Raw genomic sequence first — 20,409 nt, 5'->3', positions numbered from 1 at the left:
GTGCCAGATCAGTCCGTCGAGTCGTCCCCATCCGCCTCGCCCGTGCCCGCTTCAGCCTCCGTCATGGCCGCGCTGATCAAGGCGTTCAGGGCGACAGCGATCTCCTGATCACGCTTGCTGGTCGCGTGCTGGTAGACCATCGCCGCCCGCGTACTGGAGTGCCCGATCCTGGACATGATCTCTTTGAGCGTCGCCCCCGTCTGAGCCGTCAACGTGGCACCCGCGTGGCGGAGATCGTGTAGATGCAGTTCGGGGTTGGCCTCAGCCTTGCGCACCGCGGCCTTCCAGGTGCCATTGAAGTTGTTCCGTCGGGGCGTGGCTCCCTTCGCGCCGCGAAACAGCCTCCCGTTCGGTCCTGCGTCGGTGAATCCAGGGGTGGCCAGGTGTTGGCGCAGCACCGGCAGAATCGCGGCAGGCAGTGCCACCGTGCGCCGCCCAGCGTCGGACTTCGGAGCTTTCAACTTCTGTTCTCCGCTGTCGAGCTGGGCAAGCGCGCGATCCACGCGGACTACCGGCGTTCCGTCGTCGATCAGCTCGTCAGGGTCGGCTCCGGCGTCGATCTCCTCCTTGGTCGGTGTCCTCAGCAGTGGGAGCGTGAGGTCACTTCGGCGCAGCGCGACCAGTTCACCGAACCGCAGTTGAGCGAACGCGGCCAAGAGCACCAGTAGTCGGTAGCGGCCCTGGATCTTCGCAGCGATCCTGAAGACCTCCGCCAGTGAAGCGTGCGGCCTCTCGGCGGCCTTTTCCTGGCCTGCCCCCTTGATACGACACGGGTTCTTCCGGATCAGCTCGTCATCGACGGCGGTGTTCAGCACGGTTCGCAGGAACCTATAGGACTTCGCCACGGTCGATGCCCCGGTGCCAGCGTCGATCAGATCCATTCGCCACGTACGAACCCGAGGTGCCGAGATCTCAATGAGTGTCAGATCTCCCAGGTGGGGACCGACATGGTTCTTCAGGTACCCGGAGTACAACTCCCGAGTCCTATCCCCCAGGTCCCTTTCCTTGACCCACTTTTCCGCGTAGTCGACGAGCTTGACCTTCCCCGCATCCGGGTCGACCCAGTCGCCCCGCTTCATGTCCACTTGGAGATCGTCAAGAAAGTCTTCGGCAGCAGTCTGTGTCGGGAAAGTCTGTTCAGCGGGCCGAAACTGTCCGTCGGGTCCTGGGTACCTCGCCTGAAAGCGTCCGGACGGCAGCTTTCGGACAGCCCCGAACCGTCGCTTCCTCCCCTTGTTATTGCCCCCCACTAGGCTGCCCTCCTTGCTGGCCTCGCTGGCACCGTTTGGGACGTGATGTACGCGTTCAGGACGCTCCAGGCGATCCGCACGTGCTTGCCGACGTGGACGAACTCGATGCGGCGTTCTTCGATCAACCTGCGAGGGAAGCGCTCGGTGGTGCCGAGGATCGCGGCGACCTCCTTAACGGAGAGGTACCTCTCGGTGGGCGGGATCGTGGGCTGTTCGGGCACGGTGACTCCCTCAACGGTGTGCTTGGTGGGCGCGCGAGAACTGCCCTTGGGCCTCCGCAGAATCCGCAGAATCCGCAGAATCCAATGATCGGTCCGTTTGGGCAGGTCAGGGCAGGTGTTGGTGATCATGGGCAAACTCCGCAGAACCTCCGCAAAACCTCCGCAGAATTCAGGCGGGGATGTGGGCCGTCCGGCAGAACGTGACGACGGCGAGGACCGGCCGCAGCCCTGGGAACGTGGCCCTGGGGATTCTGCGGAGGTTCTGCGGAGGTTCTGCGGAGATCAACGGTGTTCGAGCCGAACCACTTCTGACCTGCGGTAACAATGCTGTTTGGCGAATTCTGCGGATTGTGCGGATTCTGCGGAGGGTCACCGCTGGTCCTCCGCCCGGTGGGTGGGGTGGACGTAGAACGTCGGTGACGGCTTGCGGCCGGGGCCGCGGCGTTCGGGCATGGGCGCCTGCCGGAGGTGGCCATGCAGTTCGAGCAGTTCGAGCGCGGGGGCGAGGTCTGCAACCTTCTTGAAGTGGGCGCGGTTCATCGCGGTGAACAGTTCCCGGACAGTGAACGAGGTAGGTCGGGTGCGTTCGACCCAGGCGAGGATGGTCTGGGCGGCGTCAATGACGGGGTCGCTGCCCATGCGGTCGAACGCGGCGAGGGCGTGCTGAGCGGCGTAGTCGGTGATGCGGCGGGCCGCGGTGAAGATGTCGGTGGTGATGGCCCCGGCCCAACTGGTGGGGTTGTGGGCGAGGTGGAGCAGGGCGGCGATACGAGCGGTAAGCCCGGCTTGTTTGCCGCCCCAGTCCCCGAGATGCGCCCAGGAGCCGGTGACCGGGTGCAGCCGCGGCTCGATCTCGTCTTGCAGGTCAGCCATGAGGTCGTCGGCGGCCGGGGTGAACACGAGGACGGCGGGGTCGGTCCAGTCTGCGAGTTCCCGCACCAGGGACCGAACACGCAGGTCGTAAGCGTCGCTGATGTCGGGGTCGGGTGCGACGGGTCGGGAGATCCGGTTGCCGACGGTGTTGATCGGCAGGGAGTACATGATCCGGGCCAGCAGTCCGGTGCCGCGGAAGGATTCGTTGCGCGCCAACCCGTCCAGTACCGAGGGCTGAATGGTCAGGCCCAGGGTGATGGCGGGTTCCTCAACCGCAGTGGCTTCCCGTCCCTGCCGGTCCACCAGGTGCAGGTCCCCGGCGTGTCCTTTGAGGAACACGTCGAGGTTAGGCGCTCCGGAGTAGCGGCCCGCCAGCGTCCCGAACAACCCGCCTTCCGCCGACAGCACGGCGATTCGGCCGCCGTGGTCGGCCAGCAGGGTCGCGACCGATTCCGGCGTGGCGTCGTCGGCGATGAGCCGCGGGGATTTGGGTGGGGCGTTCTTGTCGACCTGCATGGCGGCGTTCACCGCGGCTTCCAGCGCGGCGTCACGGTCGGCGCCATCGGCCGATAGCACGGCCTTTTCCGCGCGGTCGGCGAACTCCTGCGCTGCACGTCGCCCGATCCGGGCGGCCTCGATGTCAATTTTCGCTTGTTCCACCAACTCCTTTTCGACCGCGCGAATGGGTCGGGTCATGGCCTTGAATACAGCGGACTTGCGGGATGCGGGCGGCAGGACCACGACGGAGTAGAGGTTGACCGGCTCCGACCAGCCCGGCCGGATCTCGACCCGCACCCGACCACCCGCCGCGGTGGACAGCGCGGCCAGCGCGAGGAATCCGGCCAGGTCGGGCGGGGTTTGGGTGAGGTCGGCAACCGCGGCGACGTGAGCGGCCATCCAGTCGGGTAGGGCATCGACCGGGAACGGGGGGACGGGTCGGCTGGTGCCCAGTGGCATCGGCGCGTCCCAGTCCGGCGCCGTGGTCGGCGGGTCGTCGGGGACGGCGTGCAGCGGTCGTGCGGTGGTCATGGCGGTGTCCTGTTCAGGCCGTGTTGGTGGTGGCGGCGAACGCGGTCCACGCTCGGGTGATGACACCCGAGCCGGGAAAGAGGTCGTCGAGGTCGTCACCGGGAGCGGCGCCCAGGAGATCGAAGATCCACCGGCAGAACGCGGCGGGTTTGGTGCCGATGACGCGGGTAGGCAGTGTGGTCATGGGCGAGATGCCGTGGATGAGCGAGTCGACTCGACGTTCCCGATTACTGGCCGGGTCGATGGGTCGGCCGCCGTGGTAGATCACCGGTTCCCAGGCGTTGAGCGGCGCCCAGCTTGCGGTGGGCCGTTCTCCCTTGTGCCAGGCGGCGACTCGGGAACCTGGCGGACACAAGGCCAACACGGCGGGCAGCGCATGCGCGGAGGTGGACAAGGCCCACCCGTCGTATGCGGCCAAGCGGGCGATGAGTGCGGCGTGGTCGACTTCGCCCGCGTAGTCGGGGTGTCCGCGGTAGAGGTGCGCGTTGCCGGGGTAGGGCGGGTCAGCGTAGGCGAGCCGTAGCGCGTGGCCAGGATCGACGGATCGACGGCGACCTACGGTTCGGGTGAACCGGTGACGCGCCTGGCGGCAGCGCACCGAGCAGCACACCGCATCCCGCCGCGCGGTCAGGGGGATCGGCTGTGAGCACCACGCGCATCCTTGTCGTCCGTTGAAGTACGCCGTGGCGGAAGACGACGCGTCCGACGCGGGCCGGAGGGGGTTGGTCACGCTGCTGTCCTCCTGTCGTGGTCGTCGAGCTCTTCGGGGGCGAGGTATTCGCGGCCCCACCGGCCCCATTGGGCGGGTTCGATCCACCGCCAGGTGCGGGCGGCGCCGTACTTGGCGGTGATGGCGAGGTCGGGGTTGGTGGCGAGTTCCTCTGTGGGCAGGTAGCAGCGCGGGACACCCGCGGGATGGTCGAGCGGGTAGCGCATCCGGCGGGTGGATTCACGCAGTTCCAACCAATCGCGGTAGAAAAACCACCGGCCTCGCTTGGGTCCGCCCGACAACGCCACCAGCGGGGTCCGAGGGTCGGTATAGGCGCTCACGCCGCACGTCCCCGGCTACCGGTGGGTGCCGAACGCGGGCGCTGCTCCCCGTATGCCAGGCCGCGGCCGATGGTGCGGAGCACCTTGACTTCGGTGCAGTCGCATCCGCGGTCGGTGACCATGTGGGCCGCGGCGGTGAACAGTTCGAACTCTGCTGTAGCCGAGGGGAGCATTCCGCCGCCGACGAGTTGTCCCAGTGCCACCGCGGCCACGAACAGCGTGCGGTCGTGCTCCCCTGACACGGCCGTGGCGACCCTGTCCCGTTCACCTCGCAGTGCCGCGTCGACGTAGCCGGGCAACCGTTCTACGGCCACCACAACGGGCGCTGAGAACGTCGGTCGCGGCTTGGGAGACAGGGGCTGGACCAACCAGGTAGGCAGTTCGAGCACAGGACTCGAGTCGGTGAGCCGATACGGGCCGTCCGGGGTGACCGATCCGGGCGCGACGACGTAACCGCCACCCGCGCGGCTGTCGACCTTCCACCCGAGCTGCTTTTCGGTGTTGCGCAGCTCGACCCCGGCCGGGGCGGTGAAGTAGAGGTGCGTGCCTTTACGGGCGGTGCGGACGGTGCGGGTGCCGGTGGGCACCTGGTGCCCCAGTTCGGAGCAGAACGCGGCGAACACGTCGTGACCGTCGACAACCCCCTCCCGGCTCCAGCGCTGTGGTGGGTGGTCGGTGCGTGACTTGCGGGTGTCCAGATCGACCACCACGTGCCCGCTGCGGCCGGTGGCGATACCGACGTTGAACGCCCCAGCGGTCCAGCAGCGGGTGATCACCTCGGGGTCGGTGGTGGCGCGCTGCTCCCACCCGAGGTGCCCGGCCGCGCAGACCCCGGCCCTCGGGCACCGCTCTTTGCTGTGCAGGGCGGGCTGCTTGGTGCCGGGCCGCAGCGGGAAGACGTGGAAGCCCTGCGCCGCGGCGTCGAGCGCGGCGGCGAGATACGGGTTTGTTGAGGTGCTCATCGGGTGTCCTTCGCGATCGAGCAGCACGGTGGTGGCCGCGGCGGGGCGGGGTGTGTGCTCACCCGCCCCGCCGCGGAGGTTCAGGCGCTCTCGCGCTCGGAGGTGTCGTCGTGGGCCTGGTGGTCGCGCAGGCGGCCGGTGGTGGGCAGGGTGGACAGGCGTCCGCCGCGTTTCGCGCTGTACATGGCGGCGTCGGCCCCGGCCAGCAGCGCGGGCAACGGCAACCCGGCCGCGGGCAGCAGGTGCGCGCCGATGCTGGCCGCGATGGTCAGGCGGGTTCCGGCGACGGTGATCGGTTCGGCCAGCACCCGCTGGATCTGCTCCGCCCGCCGGGCCGCGAGCTGTCGTCCGCGGGCGCCGTGGGGAAGGTGCCCGAGCCAGAGGGCGAACTCGTCGCCGTGCAGCCGGATCGGGAACTCGCCATGCCGTCGGGTGGCGGCCAGACGAGCACCGAGCACGCGCAGGACGTGGTTGCCGACGGCGTGGCCGTGGGTGTCGTTGACGGCTTTGAACCGGTCGAGGTCCAGCAGCAGCAACCCGACCGAGCCACCGCGGCGGGAGTGGGCGGCGCGGTGGGCGATGATCTCCAGGATGGCGCGGTTGCCCAGTCCGGTGAGCGGGTCGGTGTGCAGGCGCTTGAACAGGTGCAGGGCGTATCCGGCGCTGGCGGTCCACCCCAGGGTGGTGGCCATCAGCACGGCGCTGGTGGTAGTCATGGTGTTCCCTTTCGAACCGGTCACGTCGCGTGGGTGGTTGTGTGGGGAGCCGTTGCGGGGCGGAGTGCTTGCAGGCGTCGCCGCCCCGCAACACCTCGGGTCGAACACCCGCTCAGGCGGGTTGGGCGGGCTCGTAGCCGTCCCGGCCGACGACCGGGCAGAGCTGGGTGCCGTCGCGGTGCGACCACGCGGGCCTGTGCTTGCCCCGCCGCTGGGACGGGGTGAGGTCCTGCGGGGTCTTCGACAACGCGGGCTCCCCGCACTCCGGGCACTTGCGCACCGCCCGTGCTCGGGCGTCTCCGGCGCGGGTGGCGGCGGTGGACAGGGTGCGGTGTAACCGGACCGCGGCCTGCGCGGCGGAGGCGGCCTTGTTGTGCACCTCGCGGTAGGCGGTGGTCTCCGCCGGGGTCGTGGCCTCGTCGGCCAGACGTTGAGCCGCCGCCGCGGTGGCCGACAGCAGGGACGCCACCCGGTCGGCGACCGTCATCAGGGCTTCCACGGTCCACGCCAGGGTGAGCGGGTCGGTGGTGACGTGCCGGGCTCCACCTGCGAGGCCCCACTGAGCGGTTTCCAACAGGTCGCGGATGTCCATCCCGCTGGTGGCCGCGCGCTTGCGGGCTGCGCTGTCGCGGGCAGCCCAGGCCAGGGTGTGCAGGTCGATCAGCATGGTGTGCAGGTGTCGGGCGATACGGCCCGCGGTGACGCAGGCGGCGCGGGTGCCGTCGTAGGCCTCCGCGACGGTCACGTCGTCGGTGTCGGCGTTCATCCGCCGGGCGGCGGTCGTGGTGTTGCCGACCACCGCGTGCAGGTTCCGGACGATCTCGGCGAAGTAGGCGGAGCAGGTGGCCAGCAGGGTGGGGTGCGCCGACCGCAGGCTGTCCTTGGTGGTGGCCTTGCTCAGGGCGGCGAACGCGTCGCCCAACCTGCTCTGGGTGTGCTCGTCGTGGCGGTTCACGGTGCTTTTCCTCCTGTGTGGACAGTGGTACGTGGGCGAGGTGTCGTCAGGGCTGTAGCTGGTGGGATGCGGCCAGGCGGGCGGCCAGGTGCTCGATGCGGTCCCAGCACCGGTCGACCAGCACCACGGCCTCGCGTTCGATCTCGCGGAAGGTGGGCCGGTCGCGGCGGGGGATGCGGGTCAGGCTGTCCCGCGCTTCGTCGCGGTCGGGGCCGCCGCTGGCCCACACGTCATGCGGGAGGGCGGCTTGGTTGATCCGGTGCAGGTGCATCCACCGCAGTTCGGTGGGCACGCCCACCAGCAGCGCGGTGGCGGCGGCCCGGTTGCCGTCGGCGTCGTCGCGGAACCGCATGGTGACCAGGCCCTCCCACCGGTTCGGGCGCTTCTGCCACAAGCGGATCTTGAGTACCTGGCCGCTCAGTCGCAGCGCTGCCACGGCGTGCGCGGCCTCGTGGTGGGAGATGACGTCCAGCGCGATGGCTGCTGTCTGCTGTTCCGGGGTCGGGGGTGCGGTGCGGGTGGAAGCCATGTCGTGTCCTTCCGGGGTCAGGCGACGGGGACGGCCAGGCCCAGCAGGGCGAGTCCGAGCAGCAGCAGGTGCACCGCGTGGCGGATGCGCTGGTATTTGGTGACCGCGAGCACGGACAGGTGGACCAGTTCTTCGGCCAGGGCGTGGGGCAGGTGGACGGTGGCGTCGGCGATGTCGGCCACGACCGTGGTCGGCTCGCGGTGATAGGCAGCCCATCGCAGGAACCCGTTGGTACCGGCCAGGTTCGGTCGCACCGTGAGCAGCAGCGCCACCAGCGCGGTGCCGATCGGCACCGCGGCCAGGTAGAGCAGGACCACGGCGGCGGTGGAGACGTCGGTGCGGGTCAGGGCGAGGACCCCGGCCAGGGTGGCGCCGAACAGGGCGAGCAGTCCGAAGGCCTTGGTGTCGGCCTTGCGCAGCTCGTCGCGGACTCCGGTGATCTCGTCGGTGAGGACGTCGGCGGTGTGCTGGTCGGTGGGGATCGCGGTGAACTCCACGGCTCCCAACTCCTCTCGATGGTTACTGTGCGTAGCGTCAGATGGGCGTGGAAGGTCGGGCCGACGGGACGTCAGCCAAAGTCAGAACGGTGTTATGAAAGGCGGTTCGCGCGCGCCCGCATGCGCGCACGCATTGGGGGTGGGTGTGAGTACGTCAGGCGTCAGGTGACGTCAGACGTCACGCACACCCGCCCACGTTCACGCTGCGTTACGCACCGGGAGGGTGTAGCGGGTCGCGGACCCGTCCGTCCCGTCCTCGACCAGACGGCCGTCACGGGCGAACCCGCCCAGCACCCCCGACAGCCACGACCGGGACCGGCCCAACTGCGCGGGGTCCGGCAGGTCCCGCACGGTGATCGTGGTGGCCCCCTGTGCGGTCAGTTCGGTGATGGCACTCCACACCATCTCCAAGGCCTGCTTGCGGGTCGGGCGCCCACCGGGCAACTCCATGTCCGGATCCTCGGGCAGTTCCATGTCCGGGTCGACGTCGAGGTCGGGCTCGTGGACCTCGGGCAGCGGCGCCAACTCGTCGTCCTGGTCGGACAGCGGGATGGAGTCGAGGTCGCTGTGGTCGGCGACCGTGGTCACCGACTGGTCGGTGCTGGTGGTCACGGCGGCTCCCTTCGTGGTCGTGGTGGCCGGGCCGGGGCGTTCGGGCAAGCCCAACGCGGTGGCGGTCACCTCGCCCAGACCGGGCCGGATGTGCTCGTGCGCGGTGATCTCGTCGGACATCTGCGCGTCGGTGACGTCGAACGTGCGGCCCGGCACCGCGAACCGGGTCTCGTCCATGCCGGGGCCTTCCAGGTAGTTGCAGCCCGGACGACGGTTCTTCCACCGGTCCGGTCGCGCCCCGGCAGCGATCGTGTCCTCCGACATCACGAAGGCGGCGTCATCGATCTCGTTGACCCCGAAGCACCACACCCCACCGAGCTGCGATCGAATGTCGGTGTTCATCTGCCGGAAGCTGGCCTTCTGCAACGACAACACCACCGAGATCCCCGCCGACCGCGCCTCTTGGGCGATGCGGGTCACGGTCGAGGCGTCCTCCAACACGCGGGGGGCTTCCTCTACCCACACCACCAGGTAGGGCATGCCGTGCTTGGTGAACACCTCCGGCGTCCACTGGTCGTAACCCCACTTGCCCAACTGGTTGGCCCGCTCGGTGACCGTGCCGACCACCCGCGACATGAAGTCCTTGCAGGGCTTCTGGCCGATCACCACGTGCGCGCCCTTACCGAGGAAACCCACGGTCTGCTCACCCTTGGACGGGTCCAGCACCACCAACGCAGCGTCACGGCGGGTCAGGATCTCGGTCCACGTGAGCTTGGCGCCGTGGGACTTGCCGGACCCGTTCATGCCCACCACTACGTAGTGGGTGGCGTTGCGCTGGATCTTCTTGTCACCGGGCAGGTAGATCCGCTGCGGCTCGTTGTCCTCGTAGAGGCCGGGCACCAGCGCGTCGGTGATCGACCCGCCGGGCGAGGACGGGCCGGGCCACGGCTGCGGGTGGCGCAGCACATCTTGGGGCACGATCGCCATCACGCCCTTGCTCAGGTTGTCCGGGTCCCCCACGATCCGCACGGATCCCTTGTGCAGCCCGAGCACCTGCGCGACCTTGTCCGCCTTGGCCTGCACGTCCTCGATGGACACCTCACCCGCCGGGAGCGCCAACGGCACGGTGACCTTGTTCGGCGTGACCACCGCCGGACCGGTACGCACCCCCGCAAGCTTGATCTTGTCGAACAGGCTGCCCGTACCGGACTCCCCGTTGTCGCCGCCGCTGTTGAGCATCCGCCGGATGTTCCACGACAACGCCACCGCCGCACCGCCGTAGAGGTAGATCCCCGACAACGGCGACGACCACGGCGCCACGATCGAACACGTGGTCATCCACAACCCGCCCAACGCGGTGGTGGCGGTGGCGTGCAGGCGGGTCAGCATCCCGCGCGCGGCACCGGCCTTCCACGCCAACGCCGACAGCCCCGTACCGAGCAGCGTCAGACCGGGGGTGACCCACGGCAGCATCTCGGAGTCCGCGCACAGCAGGTGCGTACCCGCACCGGCCGCCCAGATCACTCCGGCCGCCGCCCACTCCCCCGCGTACGGCGCGACGCGGGACTTCCAGTACGTGCGCGGGACGTAGTAGCCGAACTCCTTGTTGTGGTCGTGCTCGGTGACCGCGTGGCCTCCGTTGCGCTTGCCCATTCCAGCTCTCCTCTCGTGTGTACTGCTCGCGGTCACCCAGCAGGGGACGTCTCACCGGTACAGCGGGTCGGTACGGGGCCGGGGGTGGTGTTAGGCGTCGAACTTGAACGCCCGCCCCTTCGCCTTGGCTTTCTCCTTGGCCTGGTCCAGTTCCACCACGTAGTGCTTGCGGAAGGACAGGTAGGCCTTGATCATCGAGGTTTGGGCCACCAGCAACCCGTCCGCGGCGTTGTGCACGTGGCGGGCCACCAGGCGGGCCCGCACGATCGAGTCGGCGCCGAAGAACTTCGGGTCTACCGACTTGACGTAGCGCAGCGCGGCCTGCAACTCCTCCGCGCTCACGAGCAGCTCGTGGTGCATCGGCTTGAGCACCGCACGGGCGTTGCCGCAGTAGTCACGGATCTGGCTGGTGGAGAAGAACTCGGGTTCACCGAACGCCTGCATCTGGCCCATGTCGGATGTCCTTTCCGGACGAGTGAAGGGAGGTGTTTGACGGTCGAGCTTTCGGACCGACCGGGCGTCGACACCCACGAACGCGGGCGGGTGTCGCACCCTGGACGGTCAGACCGCGTCGACCAGCGACAGCACCGGTACGGGCGACTCGCCCTCGCTACCGGCAAGCAGTCCGGCCAGCCCCAGCAACTTCCGGGCCCGGTCCACCCCGCACCCGAGTTCACGGGCGGCCCGACGTACCGGCACCATCCCGTCCTCGTCGCGGGCGACCAGTTCGGGGTAGGACAGGATCGCGAGCAACTCGTCATCCGGACGCGGCGACTTCGGCGCGGTACGGGTACCGGCCGTCACCGCCTTACGGGCTGGGGTGGGGGTACCGGTACGCAGGGCGGCCGGACGTACCGGTTCGGCCGGTTCGGCGACGGCGGTGCGGGTCGGCCGCACCGGCTCGACACGAGGGGCCGGTACCTGCGTCACCGTCTGGGGTACCGACACCGCGACCGGTACAGCCGGTACCGGTGCGGGGGCGTGCTGCTCGGAGACCGACAGGGTCAACAGGTGCGACAGCAGCCCGGCCAGTACCACCGGTCCGGCACCGACCGCGACCGCGGCCGGGGCGGGCAGGTTCCCTACCAACAGGGCATGCCAGGTGTTGAGCCCCAACTCCATACCACCGGCCAGCACCAACACCATCCACGCCCACACCTTGGCCGTCCGGCTCTGCGCCACGGCCACCTCGTGCAACGCCAACAGGGTCGACAGCGCGAACACCAACGCCAGCACCACCGACATCCACTGACCCAACAACGGCTCGACCGCCTTGACCTCACCACCCACGGTCAACCCGAGAGCACCGGACATCACCGCGAACAACCCCAGCTTGCGGATGCTCAGCTTGCCGCTCACCACTTCCCCTTCCTCGAACGCTGGTCATCGATGTGCACGGTGCCGCGGTCCAGCGACCGGAACATGCCGCGGGCCGCGGCCCGGAAAGCCGTGAGCGCGCCCAGCAGGTACACCACCAGTCCGGCCAGTACGACCTGGAACCATGCGGACCCGTCCGGAATCAGGATTCCCGCGACCACCAGGACCAGCGCAGGCCAGAACAGCAGGCGCAGCAGCGACCACGCCAACACGAAGGGCAGCAGCGCCACCCTGATCACCCGGCTCATGACGTCTCCTCGAAGGGATCGACCAGCGACAGCGCCAGCAGGGCGTGCACCTGGGCCGCGGCCAACCGGTTCTCCGCGTCTCGGTCGAACACCGAGCGGAACTCGCCCCCCGATTCGAGGCTGGACCCCACCAGCAGACGCCGTGCCTGCATGCGGTGCTGTTCGGCGGTCCACGTCTCCGCGATCACCTGACGGGCGCGGCCACGACCTCCGCTGTAGTCGAAGTTCTCGTCGGTCAGGTACTGGGCCATCACGCCACCCCCTGATCGGTCATCTCCGACACCGCGACCACGTCGAACACCCAGCAGCAGCGGCACATCCGCGTCTGCCGCGTGCAGAAACCCCGCTCGTCGACCTCGTGACCGGGCTCGTTGGTGCGGCAGTAGTGGCCACGCAAGCCGGGCATCCACTGGTGCCCGTCGCGCTCGCACCGCGCCTTCCGCACGCACCAGCCGCAGACCAACGTCCCGTCCGGCCGTACGACCCAGGCCCCGACGTAGTCGCCGTCCTCCGACTCACTTTCCTTGAGGTAGGCGGTAGCGGCCGACTCGTCGTCGAACCACAACTCGCCCCCCTCGTCGTTGCGGGCGTTGTTCCCGCAGGCGCCGCAGACCACGACGACCACGGTCCTGGTGGTGAACATCAGTAAGCGCTCCTCTCGAACTCGTTGGTGTCACAGGAAAAACACGTGCTGCACTGCTTGAGCGGGCCACGGACGTAGTGGTCGACGTAGCCCTGGTGGCCGCGGCAGAACCGGCGAGCCCGCATCGCGGCCTCATGCGCCGCCCACCGCCTCGCGGTCATCGGGCGCACCGGAGCGGCCAGGTCCAGCCGGTAGAGCGCCGCCCACCGGCGCCCGCGCTTCCACTTGATCTGCGCCACCGGGCCATGACCACCCGGCCGCAAACCGACCGCCCGCAACTGCCGCCTGGTCGCCAACCCCGCGGGGGCGCCGTGGAAACCGAAGGTGGGCAATCCGTCCTCACGACGGGCCAACACCTGACGGCCGTCCCACAACTGCACCGCATCGACACGAGCGCGGCCGGGCATCACATCACCCGATCCGTAACCGTCGCGTCGTCCAACGACGGCAACAGACGTTGCGGGGTGATCTCCACCGGTCCGGTGCGGGTATCGACGACCACGCCGAACTCTCGCGCTAGCACGAGCAGGTCAGCCAAGCCCAGGTGCGTCCACACCTCGACGGTCACCCCGCCTGCAACGCCCGTCACCTCAACCACGGTCGATGCGGTGATCTCGACGGTGGTGAACTGAGGCGCCACCAGGACAGAGGCTTGGAGCGCGTGCGCCCACCGGGCCATCGCCGGCAACTTGCCTTCCGCCCCGACCACGTAAAACGACACTCGGCGGTGTTCGATCCTGACATCGGACACCGCAGGCAGATCGGCGTGCTCCCGCAGCACACGGGCCACTAGCTCAGTCATCGCGACCAAGGCGCTCATCACGCACCCACCCCGACCGAATCGAGCATCGCCAGCACCGGTACCAGCGTCCGGTTGAGCGCGTCGCACACCGACGCGACAGCCACCTTCGCCACCACGACGTCAGGAAGGCCACGGCTGTAGACCGGCACCGGCAGCACCACGCCGGACAACGGCACCCGGACGATCAGCGACGGCAGCAGGACCAGGCGGTCGTTGTCGTCGGGCTCCACCCACGACCTCTCCGGCCCACGCCTCTCCCGAAGCCACTTACGCGGCCGGGAGCCCGACCAGCTCTCGATCCGGGCCGGAAGCGCCGAGGCCAGGGTGACCACCACGGCCATGCGCCCCTCGTCGTCGCGGTGCAGGCCGACGTCGAGCACGCGGGAATCGGTGCGGACGTAGCCGGGGGTCATGACCGGTGGAAGTGCGGTCAGCAATGCCGCCACCGCGAACTCGGTCGAGTCGGTTGTCGGCTCGTTGTCGTAGTCCAGGAACCGGTTGGTGTTGAGTCCGAGGTAGGCCTCGAACCGCGAACGCCCGTTACTGGCGGCGTCGAGGTCGTGCTCCTCGTTGCGAACGAACGCGTCCATCACGCCACCGCCCGTTCGGCCGCAACGGGACGCAGGTCGGCGGCCCGACGGTGGCGGAGCAGGTGCTGACGTTCGCTGGCGGTCATGCCGCCACGCACGCCCCACTGCTCGGTGATGCCGTGCCACAGCTCCTGCTCCAGGCACTGGGCCGTGAACGGGCAGTCGGCGCACAACTGCTTGGCGGCGTTCTCCCTCACGTTCCGCTCGGCGTGGGATTCGCGCAGCTCCGGTGTGACGTCGTCGTCAGGCCCGAACCACAGTTCCGGGTCGGTGCCGACGCAGAGCCGGGTTTCCTCGCTGCCGCTGAGGGTGAAGTCGTTGTGTCCCAGCATCACGCCGCCACCGCCCCGGCGTTGACGGTCCAGTAGGCGTCTGCGCGCAACTGGGCGCGCTGCCAGCGGCTGTAGGCGAGCCGGGTGCGGTTCGACGCGGCACGGTAGGAGTTGAGAACGTCGTTCAGCGCGGCGCGGTAGTCGACCCTGGTGGGCCGTTCGCGCACCATCTGCGTCATCGAGGCCAAGTGGGCCGCCAGACGCAGCATTGCCTTGCGGGCCGTCAGGTACCCGGCGCACGCCTGTTCCTCTGCCAAGCGCAGAGCGATCAACGATCGAGCGGTCTTGGACATGGCAAATACCTCCAGGGAGACATGCAAATAGGTCGGAAAACGGTGACCTGGTGGCGTTACCGCGGATACGGCTTCGCCACCAGGCCACCAAGGGGCCCGCCACCTGCAAAAACAGGGTGGGGTCGGGCCATCCGCACGCCCAGAAAAAGGGCGCACGAAATAAACGTTATGAAGCCACCGCTCCCGGTGGCGTTATCTCACGAGGTGATTGCGCATGCAGGACGATTTACCCTCCGGCTCCCCTGTGTGGGGCTACCTCGGGAACGTCGTGCGCAATGGGAGCCAGCACTAGGCCCGACCACCTGACGACACATGAGTGCCGCTCGCGTTCAGCGAGATTGAGTTGTGACGCCAGCGACTTGACGCCCCGTAGACGGATCGCCCTGCCGTGGTGCCCGGTGTGTCCGCCGCCACATTCGGCGACGAGATGAAGCTAACAGTTGGTTGGTCATCAGGTCAACTGTTTGGTCGAAGATTGCTTGAAAAAGCCTTCTACCTGCGGAAACGCGGTTCGCGGTGCTGTTTGGTGCCTGGTAGGGTGTCCAAATCAGTTGGCAAACACTCGGAGGCGACATGTCCGACTCACGACAACCCCTGTCGCGACCCGAGTCGCTGCACCTACAGGTGGCGCGACAGATCCGGACCCAGATCGCGGCGGGCAAACTGCGGGATGGGCAACGCCTTCCATCCACGCGCGAGCTGGCGACTGAATGGAGCGTTAGCGGCTTCACTATCCAAGAAGCTATGAAAATCTTGGAAGCGGAAGGTGCGATTATCAGCAAGCCTCGCGCTGGACGGGTTGTACACGCGCCTGAGCAGCGGCAGCGAGGTCAGATTAAGACAACAAAGCCGAATATCGTTTTGATCGGTGGTTATGCGGGTAGCGGAAAGACAGAATTCGGAAGAATTACAGCAAGGGAAACAGGCTGGCCAATGCTCGATAAAGATACCTTGACGCGTCCGGTGGTGGAGGCTGCGCTAGAGTTTATCGGCTGTTCGCCAAACGATCGTGAATCCGAAAAGTATCTTGAGCTTATCCGACCCCGCGAGTATGAGTCATTGATAAACGCAATGACTGAAAATGTTCAGTGCGGAAATAGTGCCATAATCACGGCCCCATTTATCCGCGAACTTCGCGATAGGTCATGGATTGAGCGAATGAACGAAACCTGCGAATCACTAAACGCAACATTGACAGTTGCGTGGGTCTATTGCGATCCGGAAACGATGCTGAGGTACATTCGTCAACGTGGTGCTGCGCGAGATGCCGCCAAGCTCGACAACTGGGCGAACTATGCGGATTCCATTGACGTTTCATTTCGCCCACCAATGCCGCACGTCGTGATTGACAATGGGTCAGACGGCTCACCGCTGAAGGCTCAGGCCCACAAATTGATTGTATCGATAATTGGGGATGCCGCCTAATGAATCCGGTAAAGATCCTTGTTAGCAGCGAAACCGATGATAAGTCGGGCGCGGTGGCTATTGCCGCAATACCGGGTGTTGAGCTGGTCGACTACGATCCAAATCAGCCAACACTGACTGATCGACAGCGTGAGGCTGAAATTTTTCTTCCTCCGTTCAGGGGCAGCGATCGTCCGATTCGTCTTCTCCAAGGTTTGCCAAAGTTGCGAATGGTTCAACTGCTCTCAGCAGGAGTTGACGAGTGGGAAAATCATGTTCCAGGTCATGTGACGTTTGCGAGTGCTCGTGGCGCGCACGCTAGGCCAGTTTCAGAATGGGTAGTCTCTGCGATTTTGACTCAATTGCGTCAATGGCCCACGTTGATCGGATTCAAAGAATCAGGGGTGTGGGCGCATCGCATGTTTGATGCTGACACCCTCGCTGGAAAAAAGGTTCTGATAGTCGGCGCTGGCGCTATTGGCAAGGCGGTTGCGGCCCGACTCGAAGTGTTTGAGGCCACTTCTACGCTGGTGGCTAGCACGGCCAGAGAAGGCGTGTATTCATACACGGCATTGCCCGACCTTATTCACGATCATGACATAGTGGTGATCACTGCGCCTCTGACAGAAACCACCCGATCGATGGTCAATTCAGACTTTCTATCCACAATGCACGATGGCGCAATATTGGTAAATGTCGGGCGTGGGCAAATTGTAGATACCGCTGCCCTTGTGGTCGAGCTTCAGAGCGGACGATTGCGGGCCGCGCTGGATGTGACGGACCCAGAGCCGTTGCCTGCGGGGCACCCTTTGTGGGACTGCCCTGGCCTGATTATTAGTCCACATTCTGCCCGAACAGTACCGGGCACCAATCTCCTATGTTACGGAGTAGCAGCCGAACAAATTAGAACTTTTATCACTGGGGGAATTCCGTCGAACATCGCGCGGTAGTAACTTTATATCTACCTGAACCGCCAAAGCCGACGCCTGTTCCACTCGGGGCACTGCGAGGCAATCCGGATGCGGGAGCGCGAGAGTACTGGTCCATGCAGCCAACTCCCCGCATCCGAGCTGAGTGTCACTGTGAGGCGGTCTGCGAGCATGTATCGACTAGATGCGCGCAGTGCATTCCACTGTGGACGGTTGCGTGCCAGATCCGTGCCAGACGGGAGGGGAATCAAGGGGGAACAACGGGGAACCAGGGGCCGCGCGAGCGCAAACATGCTGCTAGGGGTTTCGCCTGGTCATTAGACAATTGGGATACTCAACTTCCAAGCTGGTCATGCCGGTTCGATCCCGGTCACCCGCTCCGCATCAAAAGCCTAGGTCATGCAGCGTCTGCTGTGACCTGGGCTTTTGCTTTAGGTGAGCTTGAGCTCTGCCGTGCCAGATCAGGCCGCGGAGTCCTCCTCGGTGCCAGGATCGTGTCCACGTGCGTCGACCAGTTGTCGGTCACGGCCGATTCGTCCCGCGGTGGGCGCTGGCTCTGTGGGAGGTCGGTCGTCGAGTAGCAAGCTAGGCTCGGTGGATGTCCGAGGACCACCCCCTTCCGCTGTGGGCGGGACGTGTGGTCGCGTTGCTGGGTATTGTGCTTGTCGCACTGACCCTGCGTCAGGCGGTTGCGGCGGTGTCGCCGATTCTCGGCGACATCCGGGTGGACATTCCGATATCGGACATCGGTGTCGGGCTGCTTGGGACGTTGCCGCCGATCCTGCTTGCGGTGTCGGGGTTCGTTGCGCCGCGCCTCGCCCGCGGCATCGGGCTCGACGGCGGCATCGTGCTTGCGCTGTTGCTCATGACCCTTGGCCATCTCGTGCGAGCGTTCGCACCTGGCTTCGTGGTGCTGCTTGTCGGCAGTGTGGTCGCGCTCGCGGGTACGGGTATCGGCAATGTGCTGCTGCCGCCGATCGTGCGGCGCTACTTCCCCGATCGGGTGGCGCTGCTGACTGCCGTCTACGCGTGCCTAGTGGGCGTGAGCACGGCTGTGCCCGCTGCGCTCGCGGCTCCGGTCGCTGAACAAATGGGCTGGCGGTTCTCGCTTGGTGTCTGGTCGGTGACGTCGGCGGTCGCGCTTGTTCCATGGCTTGTCCTCATCGCGCGGGAGCGCCGGCAGCGGCTGTCGGATGCCGTTGCTGTTGAGTCCCAGACTCCCGCCGTGGTCACGCGACTGTGGCGGTCGCGCGTGGCCCTGTCGATCACCGCTGTGTTCTCGACCAGCACGATGTGCACCTATGCGGCTTTCGCGTGGCTGCCTGAGATCCTCGGCGACATCGCGGGTTCGACGCCGACCGAGGCCGGGGTGCTGCTTGCCGTGACCGGCATCATCAGCGTGCCCTGGGCACTGATCGCGCCTCTGCTTGTCGCGCGGCTGCGTAATGTCGGCTGGCTGATCGGCGCCGGTATCGCGAGCTTCGTGCTCGGCTACCTCGGCCTGCTGCTCGCGCCCACGACACTCACACTGCTCTGGGTGCTGCTGATCGGCTCGGGTTCGATTCTGTTCCCGATCAACCTCGTGCTCATCAACGATCGCACCCGAACCCAGGGCGGCACCGTCGCGCTGAGCGGCTTCGCCCAGGGGATCGCGTACGCGCTCGGCGCGCTCGGTCCGTTGCTTGTCGGGCTGCTGCACGACGTGAGCGGCGGGTGGACGCTGCCGCTGCTGTTCCTGCTCGCCGTCATCCTCGTGACGATCATCCCGGCGATCACGCTTGCGAAGCCCGCGTTCGTCGAGGACGAGCTCGCACGTGATGTTCCAGCCGGATTGGCCTGATTCAGCGACAGGGTGCGGCTGTTGTGCCTGCCGGTGCTCCGCCGGCTGTTCGTGAAGCCATTCGGAGGGGTGTGCGGGCATGGATGAGCCTGGTGGGCGGGTGGTGGAGTGGGTGGCTTCGGTTGTGGGGGCCGAGGTGGTCGGGGTTGTGGGGTTGGGGGGTGGTGGGACTTGGCGGGTTCGGTTCGGTGGGGTCGTTGCCGATGTGGTCGTGAAGGTGGGGCGGCGGCGGGAACCTGCTGTTGTCGAGGTGGCCGCGTTGGAGCGGACTGCTGAGTTCGGGGTGGCTGCGCCGCGGTTGGTCGGGGCGGATTTGAGCGGGGAACTCGCTGGGGCTTTCGCGGTTGTGACGACCTTGATCCAGGGGAGCAGTCGGGTTCCGGTTGGGGTTCGGCCTGAGCGCTTGCGGGAGCTGGGGGCAGCTGCGGCGCGGTTGCATCGGGTTGTGGTCGGGCCTACCGCGGAGTTGCCGTTGAGGGCGCGGGCGATCGAGGACGTGGATTTCGCCGTGGGGTGGCGGGCCGGCGTGCTGGCGGAGGCTGAGGAGGCGTTGCGGGGGTTTGACCGGAAGGCTGGGGAGTGGGTGTTCCTGCACGGGGATTTGTGGCAGGGCAACACGATGTGGGTTGGGGACTCGTTCGTCGGGATGGTCGACTGGGACGGGGCGGGGGTTGGGCCCAGCGGGGTGGATTTGGGGTCGTTGCGGTGTGACGCGGCGATGTTGCACGGGCCTGGGGCGGCGGAACTGGTGCTTGACGGGTGGCAGCGGGAGGCCGGGGGCGTGGCGTCGGATGTGGCCTGTTGGGACGTGGTGGCGGCTTTGGGGACTCCGGCGGACATGAGTGCGTGGTTGCCGGTCTTCCACGGTCAGGGGCGGGGTGATCTTGACGCGCGGACCGCGACGGGGCGGCGTGATGGGTTCTTGCGAGCGGCGCTCACCGTGCTGAGGCGGGGGTGAGGGTCTGGTTGCGCCAGAGTTCGACGGCCAGCCAGGCGGAGCCGGCGGCGATGAGGAAGCCGTGGGCGATGCGGAACGGGGCCGGGGTGAAGAACTGGGGGATGAAAAGAACAAACCCGAGGGCGAAGGGGGCGGCTGTCCACCCGGGGAGGGTGCTCGTGTGGCGGATGGCCGCGGTGGTGGTGCCCGCGGCGATCAGGACCAGTCCCAGGGCGAAGATCGTCATGGCTGCGGGGTTGTAGCGGATGGTGTCGACCATGGCGAGCAGGGACAGGTCGCCGTCCTGCTTGATCTGTTCGCCGATGGCGTGCAGGCCGAACACCTCGGCGCCGTAGTACGGGAGGGTCAGGCCCACGCCGAGGTAGGTCATGAGCTGGGCGGCTCTGCTCGGGCTCAGGGCGGTGAGCGCCATGGGCAGGAGGATGAAGCCGATGACCGCCGCCATGTGGGCGGCGATCCAGGAGTCGCCGGCGAACGAGAGCGCGCCCGCCATGGTGGTTTCGTCGTCGTAGGGCCTGATGAGCGGGTAGGCGAGGAAGAGCAGGCCGATCGCGGTGAAGGTCACTGCTGCCTGGCGCGGGGTGGTCATCGGGACTCCTGGAGGCGTTGGTCACTTTAGTGAGCGGTGCTCTCTCATGTTGACCGGCGAAGGACTGCGCGTCAAGAGCGGTGCTCACTTAAGTTCCTAGCGCTCTACACTCGTCGC

26 protein-coding genes are annotated in these 20,409 nt (G+C 67.1%); 4 read left to right on the top strand and 22 right to left on the bottom strand.

Annotated elements, in window-relative coordinates; translation table 11 throughout:
• Positions 1-8 precede the first annotated feature (8 nt).
• The 21 genes from RM788_RS34410 to RM788_RS34310 all read right to left on the bottom strand — a co-directional run bounded on the left by RM788_RS34410 (position 9) and on the right by RM788_RS34310 (position 14,572).
• Positions 9-1,079 carry a tyrosine-type recombinase/integrase gene (locus RM788_RS34410; protein ID WP_315934833.1) on the bottom strand — a complete coding sequence of 357 codons (1,071 nt, stop codon included), beginning with the start codon at positions 1,077-1,079 and terminating at the stop codon, positions 9-11.
• Positions 1,080-1,249: 170 nt separating this feature from the next.
• Positions 1,250-1,600, bottom strand: coding sequence for an excisionase family DNA-binding protein (locus RM788_RS34405; RefSeq protein ID WP_315922925.1), 351 nt, complete (start codon positions 1,598-1,600; stop codon positions 1,250-1,252).
• Positions 1,601-1,840: 240 nt separating this feature from the next.
• Positions 1,841-3,373: a YfjI family protein gene (locus RM788_RS34400; RefSeq protein ID WP_315922923.1), complete on the bottom strand. Its 1,533-nt coding sequence runs from the start codon at positions 3,371-3,373 to the stop codon at positions 1,841-1,843.
• 13 nt (positions 3,374-3,386) lie between these two features.
• Positions 3,387-3,557: a hypothetical protein gene (locus RM788_RS34395; protein WP_315922921.1), complete on the bottom strand. Its 171-nt coding sequence runs from the start codon at positions 3,555-3,557 to the stop codon at positions 3,387-3,389.
• A 542-nt stretch (positions 3,558-4,099) separates the two neighbouring features.
• Entirely contained in the window at positions 4,100-4,423 is a 324-nt protein-coding gene (locus RM788_RS34390; protein ID WP_315922919.1) for a hypothetical protein, read from the bottom strand.
• The gene (locus tag RM788_RS34385; RefSeq protein WP_315922917.1) at positions 4,420-5,385 is read right to left on the bottom strand and encodes a bifunctional DNA primase/polymerase; all 966 of its coding nucleotides are present in this window, start codon (positions 5,383-5,385) and stop codon (positions 4,420-4,422) included. Before RM788_RS34385 ends, RM788_RS34390 begins: the two co-directional genes overlap by 4 nt.
• Before the next feature lie 80 nt (positions 5,386-5,465).
• A complete protein-coding gene (locus RM788_RS34380; RefSeq protein WP_315922915.1) occupies positions 5,466-6,101 on the bottom strand; it encodes a GGDEF domain-containing protein in 636 nt (211 codons plus the stop codon).
• A 112-nt stretch (positions 6,102-6,213) separates the two neighbouring features.
• On the bottom strand, positions 6,214-7,056 hold the full coding sequence (locus tag RM788_RS34375; RefSeq protein WP_315922913.1) for a hypothetical protein: 843 nt from the start codon (positions 7,054-7,056) through the stop codon (positions 6,214-6,216).
• Positions 7,057-7,102: 46 nt separating this feature from the next.
• On the bottom strand, positions 7,103-7,585 hold the full coding sequence (locus RM788_RS34370) for a hypothetical protein (RefSeq protein WP_315922911.1): 483 nt from the start codon (positions 7,583-7,585) through the stop codon (positions 7,103-7,105).
• A gap of 17 nt (positions 7,586-7,602) precedes the next feature.
• Positions 7,603-8,082 carry a Pycsar system effector family protein gene (locus tag RM788_RS34365; RefSeq protein WP_315922909.1) on the bottom strand — a complete coding sequence of 160 codons (480 nt, stop codon included), beginning with the start codon at positions 8,080-8,082 and terminating at the stop codon, positions 7,603-7,605.
• 198 nt (positions 8,083-8,280) lie between these two features.
• The gene (gene traB, locus RM788_RS34360; RefSeq protein WP_315922907.1) at positions 8,281-10,287 is read right to left on the bottom strand and encodes a plasmid transfer protein TraB; all 2,007 of its coding nucleotides are present in this window, start codon (positions 10,285-10,287) and stop codon (positions 8,281-8,283) included.
• 90 nt (positions 10,288-10,377) lie between these two features.
• Entirely contained in the window at positions 10,378-10,740 is a 363-nt protein-coding gene (locus tag RM788_RS34355; protein ID WP_315922905.1) for a TraA-like protein, read from the bottom strand.
• A 108-nt stretch (positions 10,741-10,848) separates the two neighbouring features.
• Positions 10,849-11,646, bottom strand: a complete 798-nt coding sequence (locus RM788_RS34350) for a hypothetical protein (RefSeq protein WP_315922903.1) — start codon at positions 11,644-11,646, stop codon at positions 10,849-10,851.
• Positions 11,643-11,912, bottom strand: a complete 270-nt coding sequence (locus tag RM788_RS34345) for a hypothetical protein (RefSeq protein WP_315922901.1) — start codon at positions 11,910-11,912, stop codon at positions 11,643-11,645. Before RM788_RS34345 ends, RM788_RS34350 begins: the two co-directional genes overlap by 4 nt.
• Positions 11,909-12,163 (bottom strand): hypothetical protein, encoded by a 255-nt coding sequence (locus RM788_RS34340; RefSeq protein ID WP_315922899.1) that lies wholly within the window; start codon positions 12,161-12,163, stop codon positions 11,909-11,911. The genes RM788_RS34345 and RM788_RS34340 overlap by 4 nt, the downstream gene beginning before the upstream one ends.
• Positions 12,163-12,555 carry a hypothetical protein gene (locus RM788_RS34335; protein WP_315922897.1) on the bottom strand — a complete coding sequence of 131 codons (393 nt, stop codon included), beginning with the start codon at positions 12,553-12,555 and terminating at the stop codon, positions 12,163-12,165. The genes RM788_RS34340 and RM788_RS34335 overlap by 1 nt, the downstream gene beginning before the upstream one ends.
• Positions 12,555-12,887 (bottom strand): RRQRL motif-containing zinc-binding protein, encoded by a 333-nt coding sequence (locus RM788_RS34330; RefSeq protein ID WP_315922895.1) that lies wholly within the window; start codon positions 12,885-12,887, stop codon positions 12,555-12,557. The genes RM788_RS34335 and RM788_RS34330 overlap by 1 nt, the downstream gene beginning before the upstream one ends.
• Positions 12,888-12,961: 74 nt before the next feature.
• Complete coding sequence (locus RM788_RS34325; RefSeq protein ID WP_315922893.1) at positions 12,962-13,375, bottom strand: hypothetical protein; 414 nt, start codon at positions 13,373-13,375, stop codon at positions 12,962-12,964.
• A complete protein-coding gene (locus RM788_RS34320; protein WP_315922891.1) occupies positions 13,375-13,947 on the bottom strand; it encodes a hypothetical protein in 573 nt (190 codons plus the stop codon). The genes RM788_RS34325 and RM788_RS34320 overlap by 1 nt, the downstream gene beginning before the upstream one ends.
• The gene (locus RM788_RS34315; RefSeq protein ID WP_315922889.1) at positions 13,947-14,279 is read right to left on the bottom strand and encodes a WhiB family transcriptional regulator; all 333 of its coding nucleotides are present in this window, start codon (positions 14,277-14,279) and stop codon (positions 13,947-13,949) included. Before RM788_RS34315 ends, RM788_RS34320 begins: the two co-directional genes overlap by 1 nt.
• Positions 14,279-14,572, bottom strand: a complete 294-nt coding sequence (locus RM788_RS34310) for a hypothetical protein (RefSeq protein WP_315922887.1) — start codon at positions 14,570-14,572, stop codon at positions 14,279-14,281. Before RM788_RS34310 ends, RM788_RS34315 begins: the two co-directional genes overlap by 1 nt.
• Positions 14,573-15,145: 573 nt before the next feature.
• Between RM788_RS34310 and RM788_RS34305 the strand changes: the two genes are divergently transcribed.
• The 4 genes from RM788_RS34305 (at position 15,146) to RM788_RS34290 (ending at position 19,703) form a co-directional block, all read left to right on the top strand.
• Positions 15,146-15,997 (top strand): GntR family transcriptional regulator, encoded by an 852-nt coding sequence (locus tag RM788_RS34305; RefSeq protein ID WP_315922885.1) that lies wholly within the window; start codon positions 15,146-15,148, stop codon positions 15,995-15,997.
• Positions 15,997-16,926 carry an NAD(P)-dependent oxidoreductase gene (locus RM788_RS34300; RefSeq protein WP_315922883.1) on the top strand — a complete coding sequence of 310 codons (930 nt, stop codon included), beginning with the start codon at positions 15,997-15,999 and terminating at the stop codon, positions 16,924-16,926. The genes RM788_RS34305 and RM788_RS34300 overlap by 1 nt, the downstream gene beginning before the upstream one ends.
• Positions 16,927-17,503: 577 nt before the next feature.
• The gene (locus RM788_RS34295) at positions 17,504-18,745 is read left to right on the top strand and encodes an MFS transporter (protein WP_315922881.1); all 1,242 of its coding nucleotides are present in this window, start codon (positions 17,504-17,506) and stop codon (positions 18,743-18,745) included.
• Positions 18,746-18,824: 79 nt separating this feature from the next.
• The gene (locus RM788_RS34290; protein WP_315922879.1) at positions 18,825-19,703 is read left to right on the top strand and encodes a phosphotransferase; all 879 of its coding nucleotides are present in this window, start codon (positions 18,825-18,827) and stop codon (positions 19,701-19,703) included.
• Here the strand turns inward: RM788_RS34290 and RM788_RS34285 are convergent.
• A complete protein-coding gene (locus RM788_RS34285; RefSeq protein WP_315922877.1) occupies positions 19,681-20,292 on the bottom strand; it encodes a hypothetical protein in 612 nt (203 codons plus the stop codon). The two genes, RM788_RS34290 and RM788_RS34285, sit on opposite strands and share 23 nt — an antisense overlap.
• Positions 20,293-20,409 lie beyond the last annotated feature (117 nt).

Origin of the sequence: Umezawaea sp. Da 62-37 (assembly GCF_032460545.1) — a bacterium.
Classification (GTDB): Bacteria; Actinomycetota; Actinomycetes; order Mycobacteriales; family Pseudonocardiaceae; genus Umezawaea.
The sequence above is the reverse complement of the archived record's forward strand: the minus strand, read 5'-3'. Positions and strand labels throughout refer to the sequence as shown.

Excerpts from the sequence above, each read along its gene's own strand:
- RM788_RS34410 (WP_315934833.1), bottom strand. The coding sequence starts at position 1,079 with ATGAAGCGGGGCGACTGGGTCGACCCGGATGCGGGGAAGGTCAAGCTC.
- RM788_RS34405 (WP_315922925.1), bottom strand. The coding sequence starts at position 1,600 with ATGATCACCAACACCTGCCCTGACCTGCCCAAACGGACCGATCATTGG.
- RM788_RS34400 (WP_315922923.1), bottom strand. The coding sequence starts at position 3,373 with ATGACCACCGCACGACCGCTGCACGCCGTCCCCGACGACCCGCCGACC.
- RM788_RS34395 (WP_315922921.1), bottom strand. The coding sequence starts at position 3,557 with ATGACCACACTGCCTACCCGCGTCATCGGCACCAAACCCGCCGCGTTC.
- RM788_RS34385 (WP_315922917.1), bottom strand. The coding sequence starts at position 5,385 with ATGAGCACCTCAACAAACCCGTATCTCGCCGCCGCGCTCGACGCCGCG.
- RM788_RS34380 (WP_315922915.1), bottom strand. The coding sequence starts at position 6,101 with ATGACTACCACCAGCGCCGTGCTGATGGCCACCACCCTGGGGTGGACC.
- RM788_RS34370 (WP_315922911.1), bottom strand. The coding sequence starts at position 7,585 with ATGGCTTCCACCCGCACCGCACCCCCGACCCCGGAACAGCAGACAGCA.
- traB (WP_315922907.1), bottom strand. The coding sequence starts at position 10,287 with ATGGGCAAGCGCAACGGAGGCCACGCGGTCACCGAGCACGACCACAAC.
- RM788_RS34355 (WP_315922905.1), bottom strand. The coding sequence starts at position 10,740 with ATGGGCCAGATGCAGGCGTTCGGTGAACCCGAGTTCTTCTCCACCAGC.
- RM788_RS34345 (WP_315922901.1), bottom strand. The coding sequence starts at position 11,912 with ATGAGCCGGGTGATCAGGGTGGCGCTGCTGCCCTTCGTGTTGGCGTGG.
- RM788_RS34340 (WP_315922899.1), bottom strand. The coding sequence starts at position 12,163 with ATGGCCCAGTACCTGACCGACGAGAACTTCGACTACAGCGGAGGTCGT.
- RM788_RS34335 (WP_315922897.1), bottom strand. The coding sequence starts at position 12,555 with ATGTTCACCACCAGGACCGTGGTCGTCGTGGTCTGCGGCGCCTGCGGG.
- RM788_RS34325 (WP_315922893.1), bottom strand. The coding sequence starts at position 13,375 with ATGAGCGCCTTGGTCGCGATGACTGAGCTAGTGGCCCGTGTGCTGCGG.
- RM788_RS34320 (WP_315922891.1), bottom strand. The coding sequence starts at position 13,947 with ATGGACGCGTTCGTTCGCAACGAGGAGCACGACCTCGACGCCGCCAGT.
- RM788_RS34315 (WP_315922889.1), bottom strand. The coding sequence starts at position 14,279 with ATGCTGGGACACAACGACTTCACCCTCAGCGGCAGCGAGGAAACCCGG.
- RM788_RS34310 (WP_315922887.1), bottom strand. The coding sequence starts at position 14,572 with ATGTCCAAGACCGCTCGATCGTTGATCGCTCTGCGCTTGGCAGAGGAA.
- RM788_RS34305 (WP_315922885.1), top strand. The coding sequence starts at position 15,146 with ATGTCCGACTCACGACAACCCCTGTCGCGACCCGAGTCGCTGCACCTA.
- RM788_RS34300 (WP_315922883.1), top strand. The coding sequence starts at position 15,997 with ATGAATCCGGTAAAGATCCTTGTTAGCAGCGAAACCGATGATAAGTCG.
- RM788_RS34295 (WP_315922881.1), top strand. The coding sequence starts at position 17,504 with ATGTCCGAGGACCACCCCCTTCCGCTGTGGGCGGGACGTGTGGTCGCG.
- RM788_RS34290 (WP_315922879.1), top strand. The coding sequence starts at position 18,825 with ATGGATGAGCCTGGTGGGCGGGTGGTGGAGTGGGTGGCTTCGGTTGTG.
- RM788_RS34285 (WP_315922877.1), bottom strand. The coding sequence starts at position 20,292 with ATGACCACCCCGCGCCAGGCAGCAGTGACCTTCACCGCGATCGGCCTG.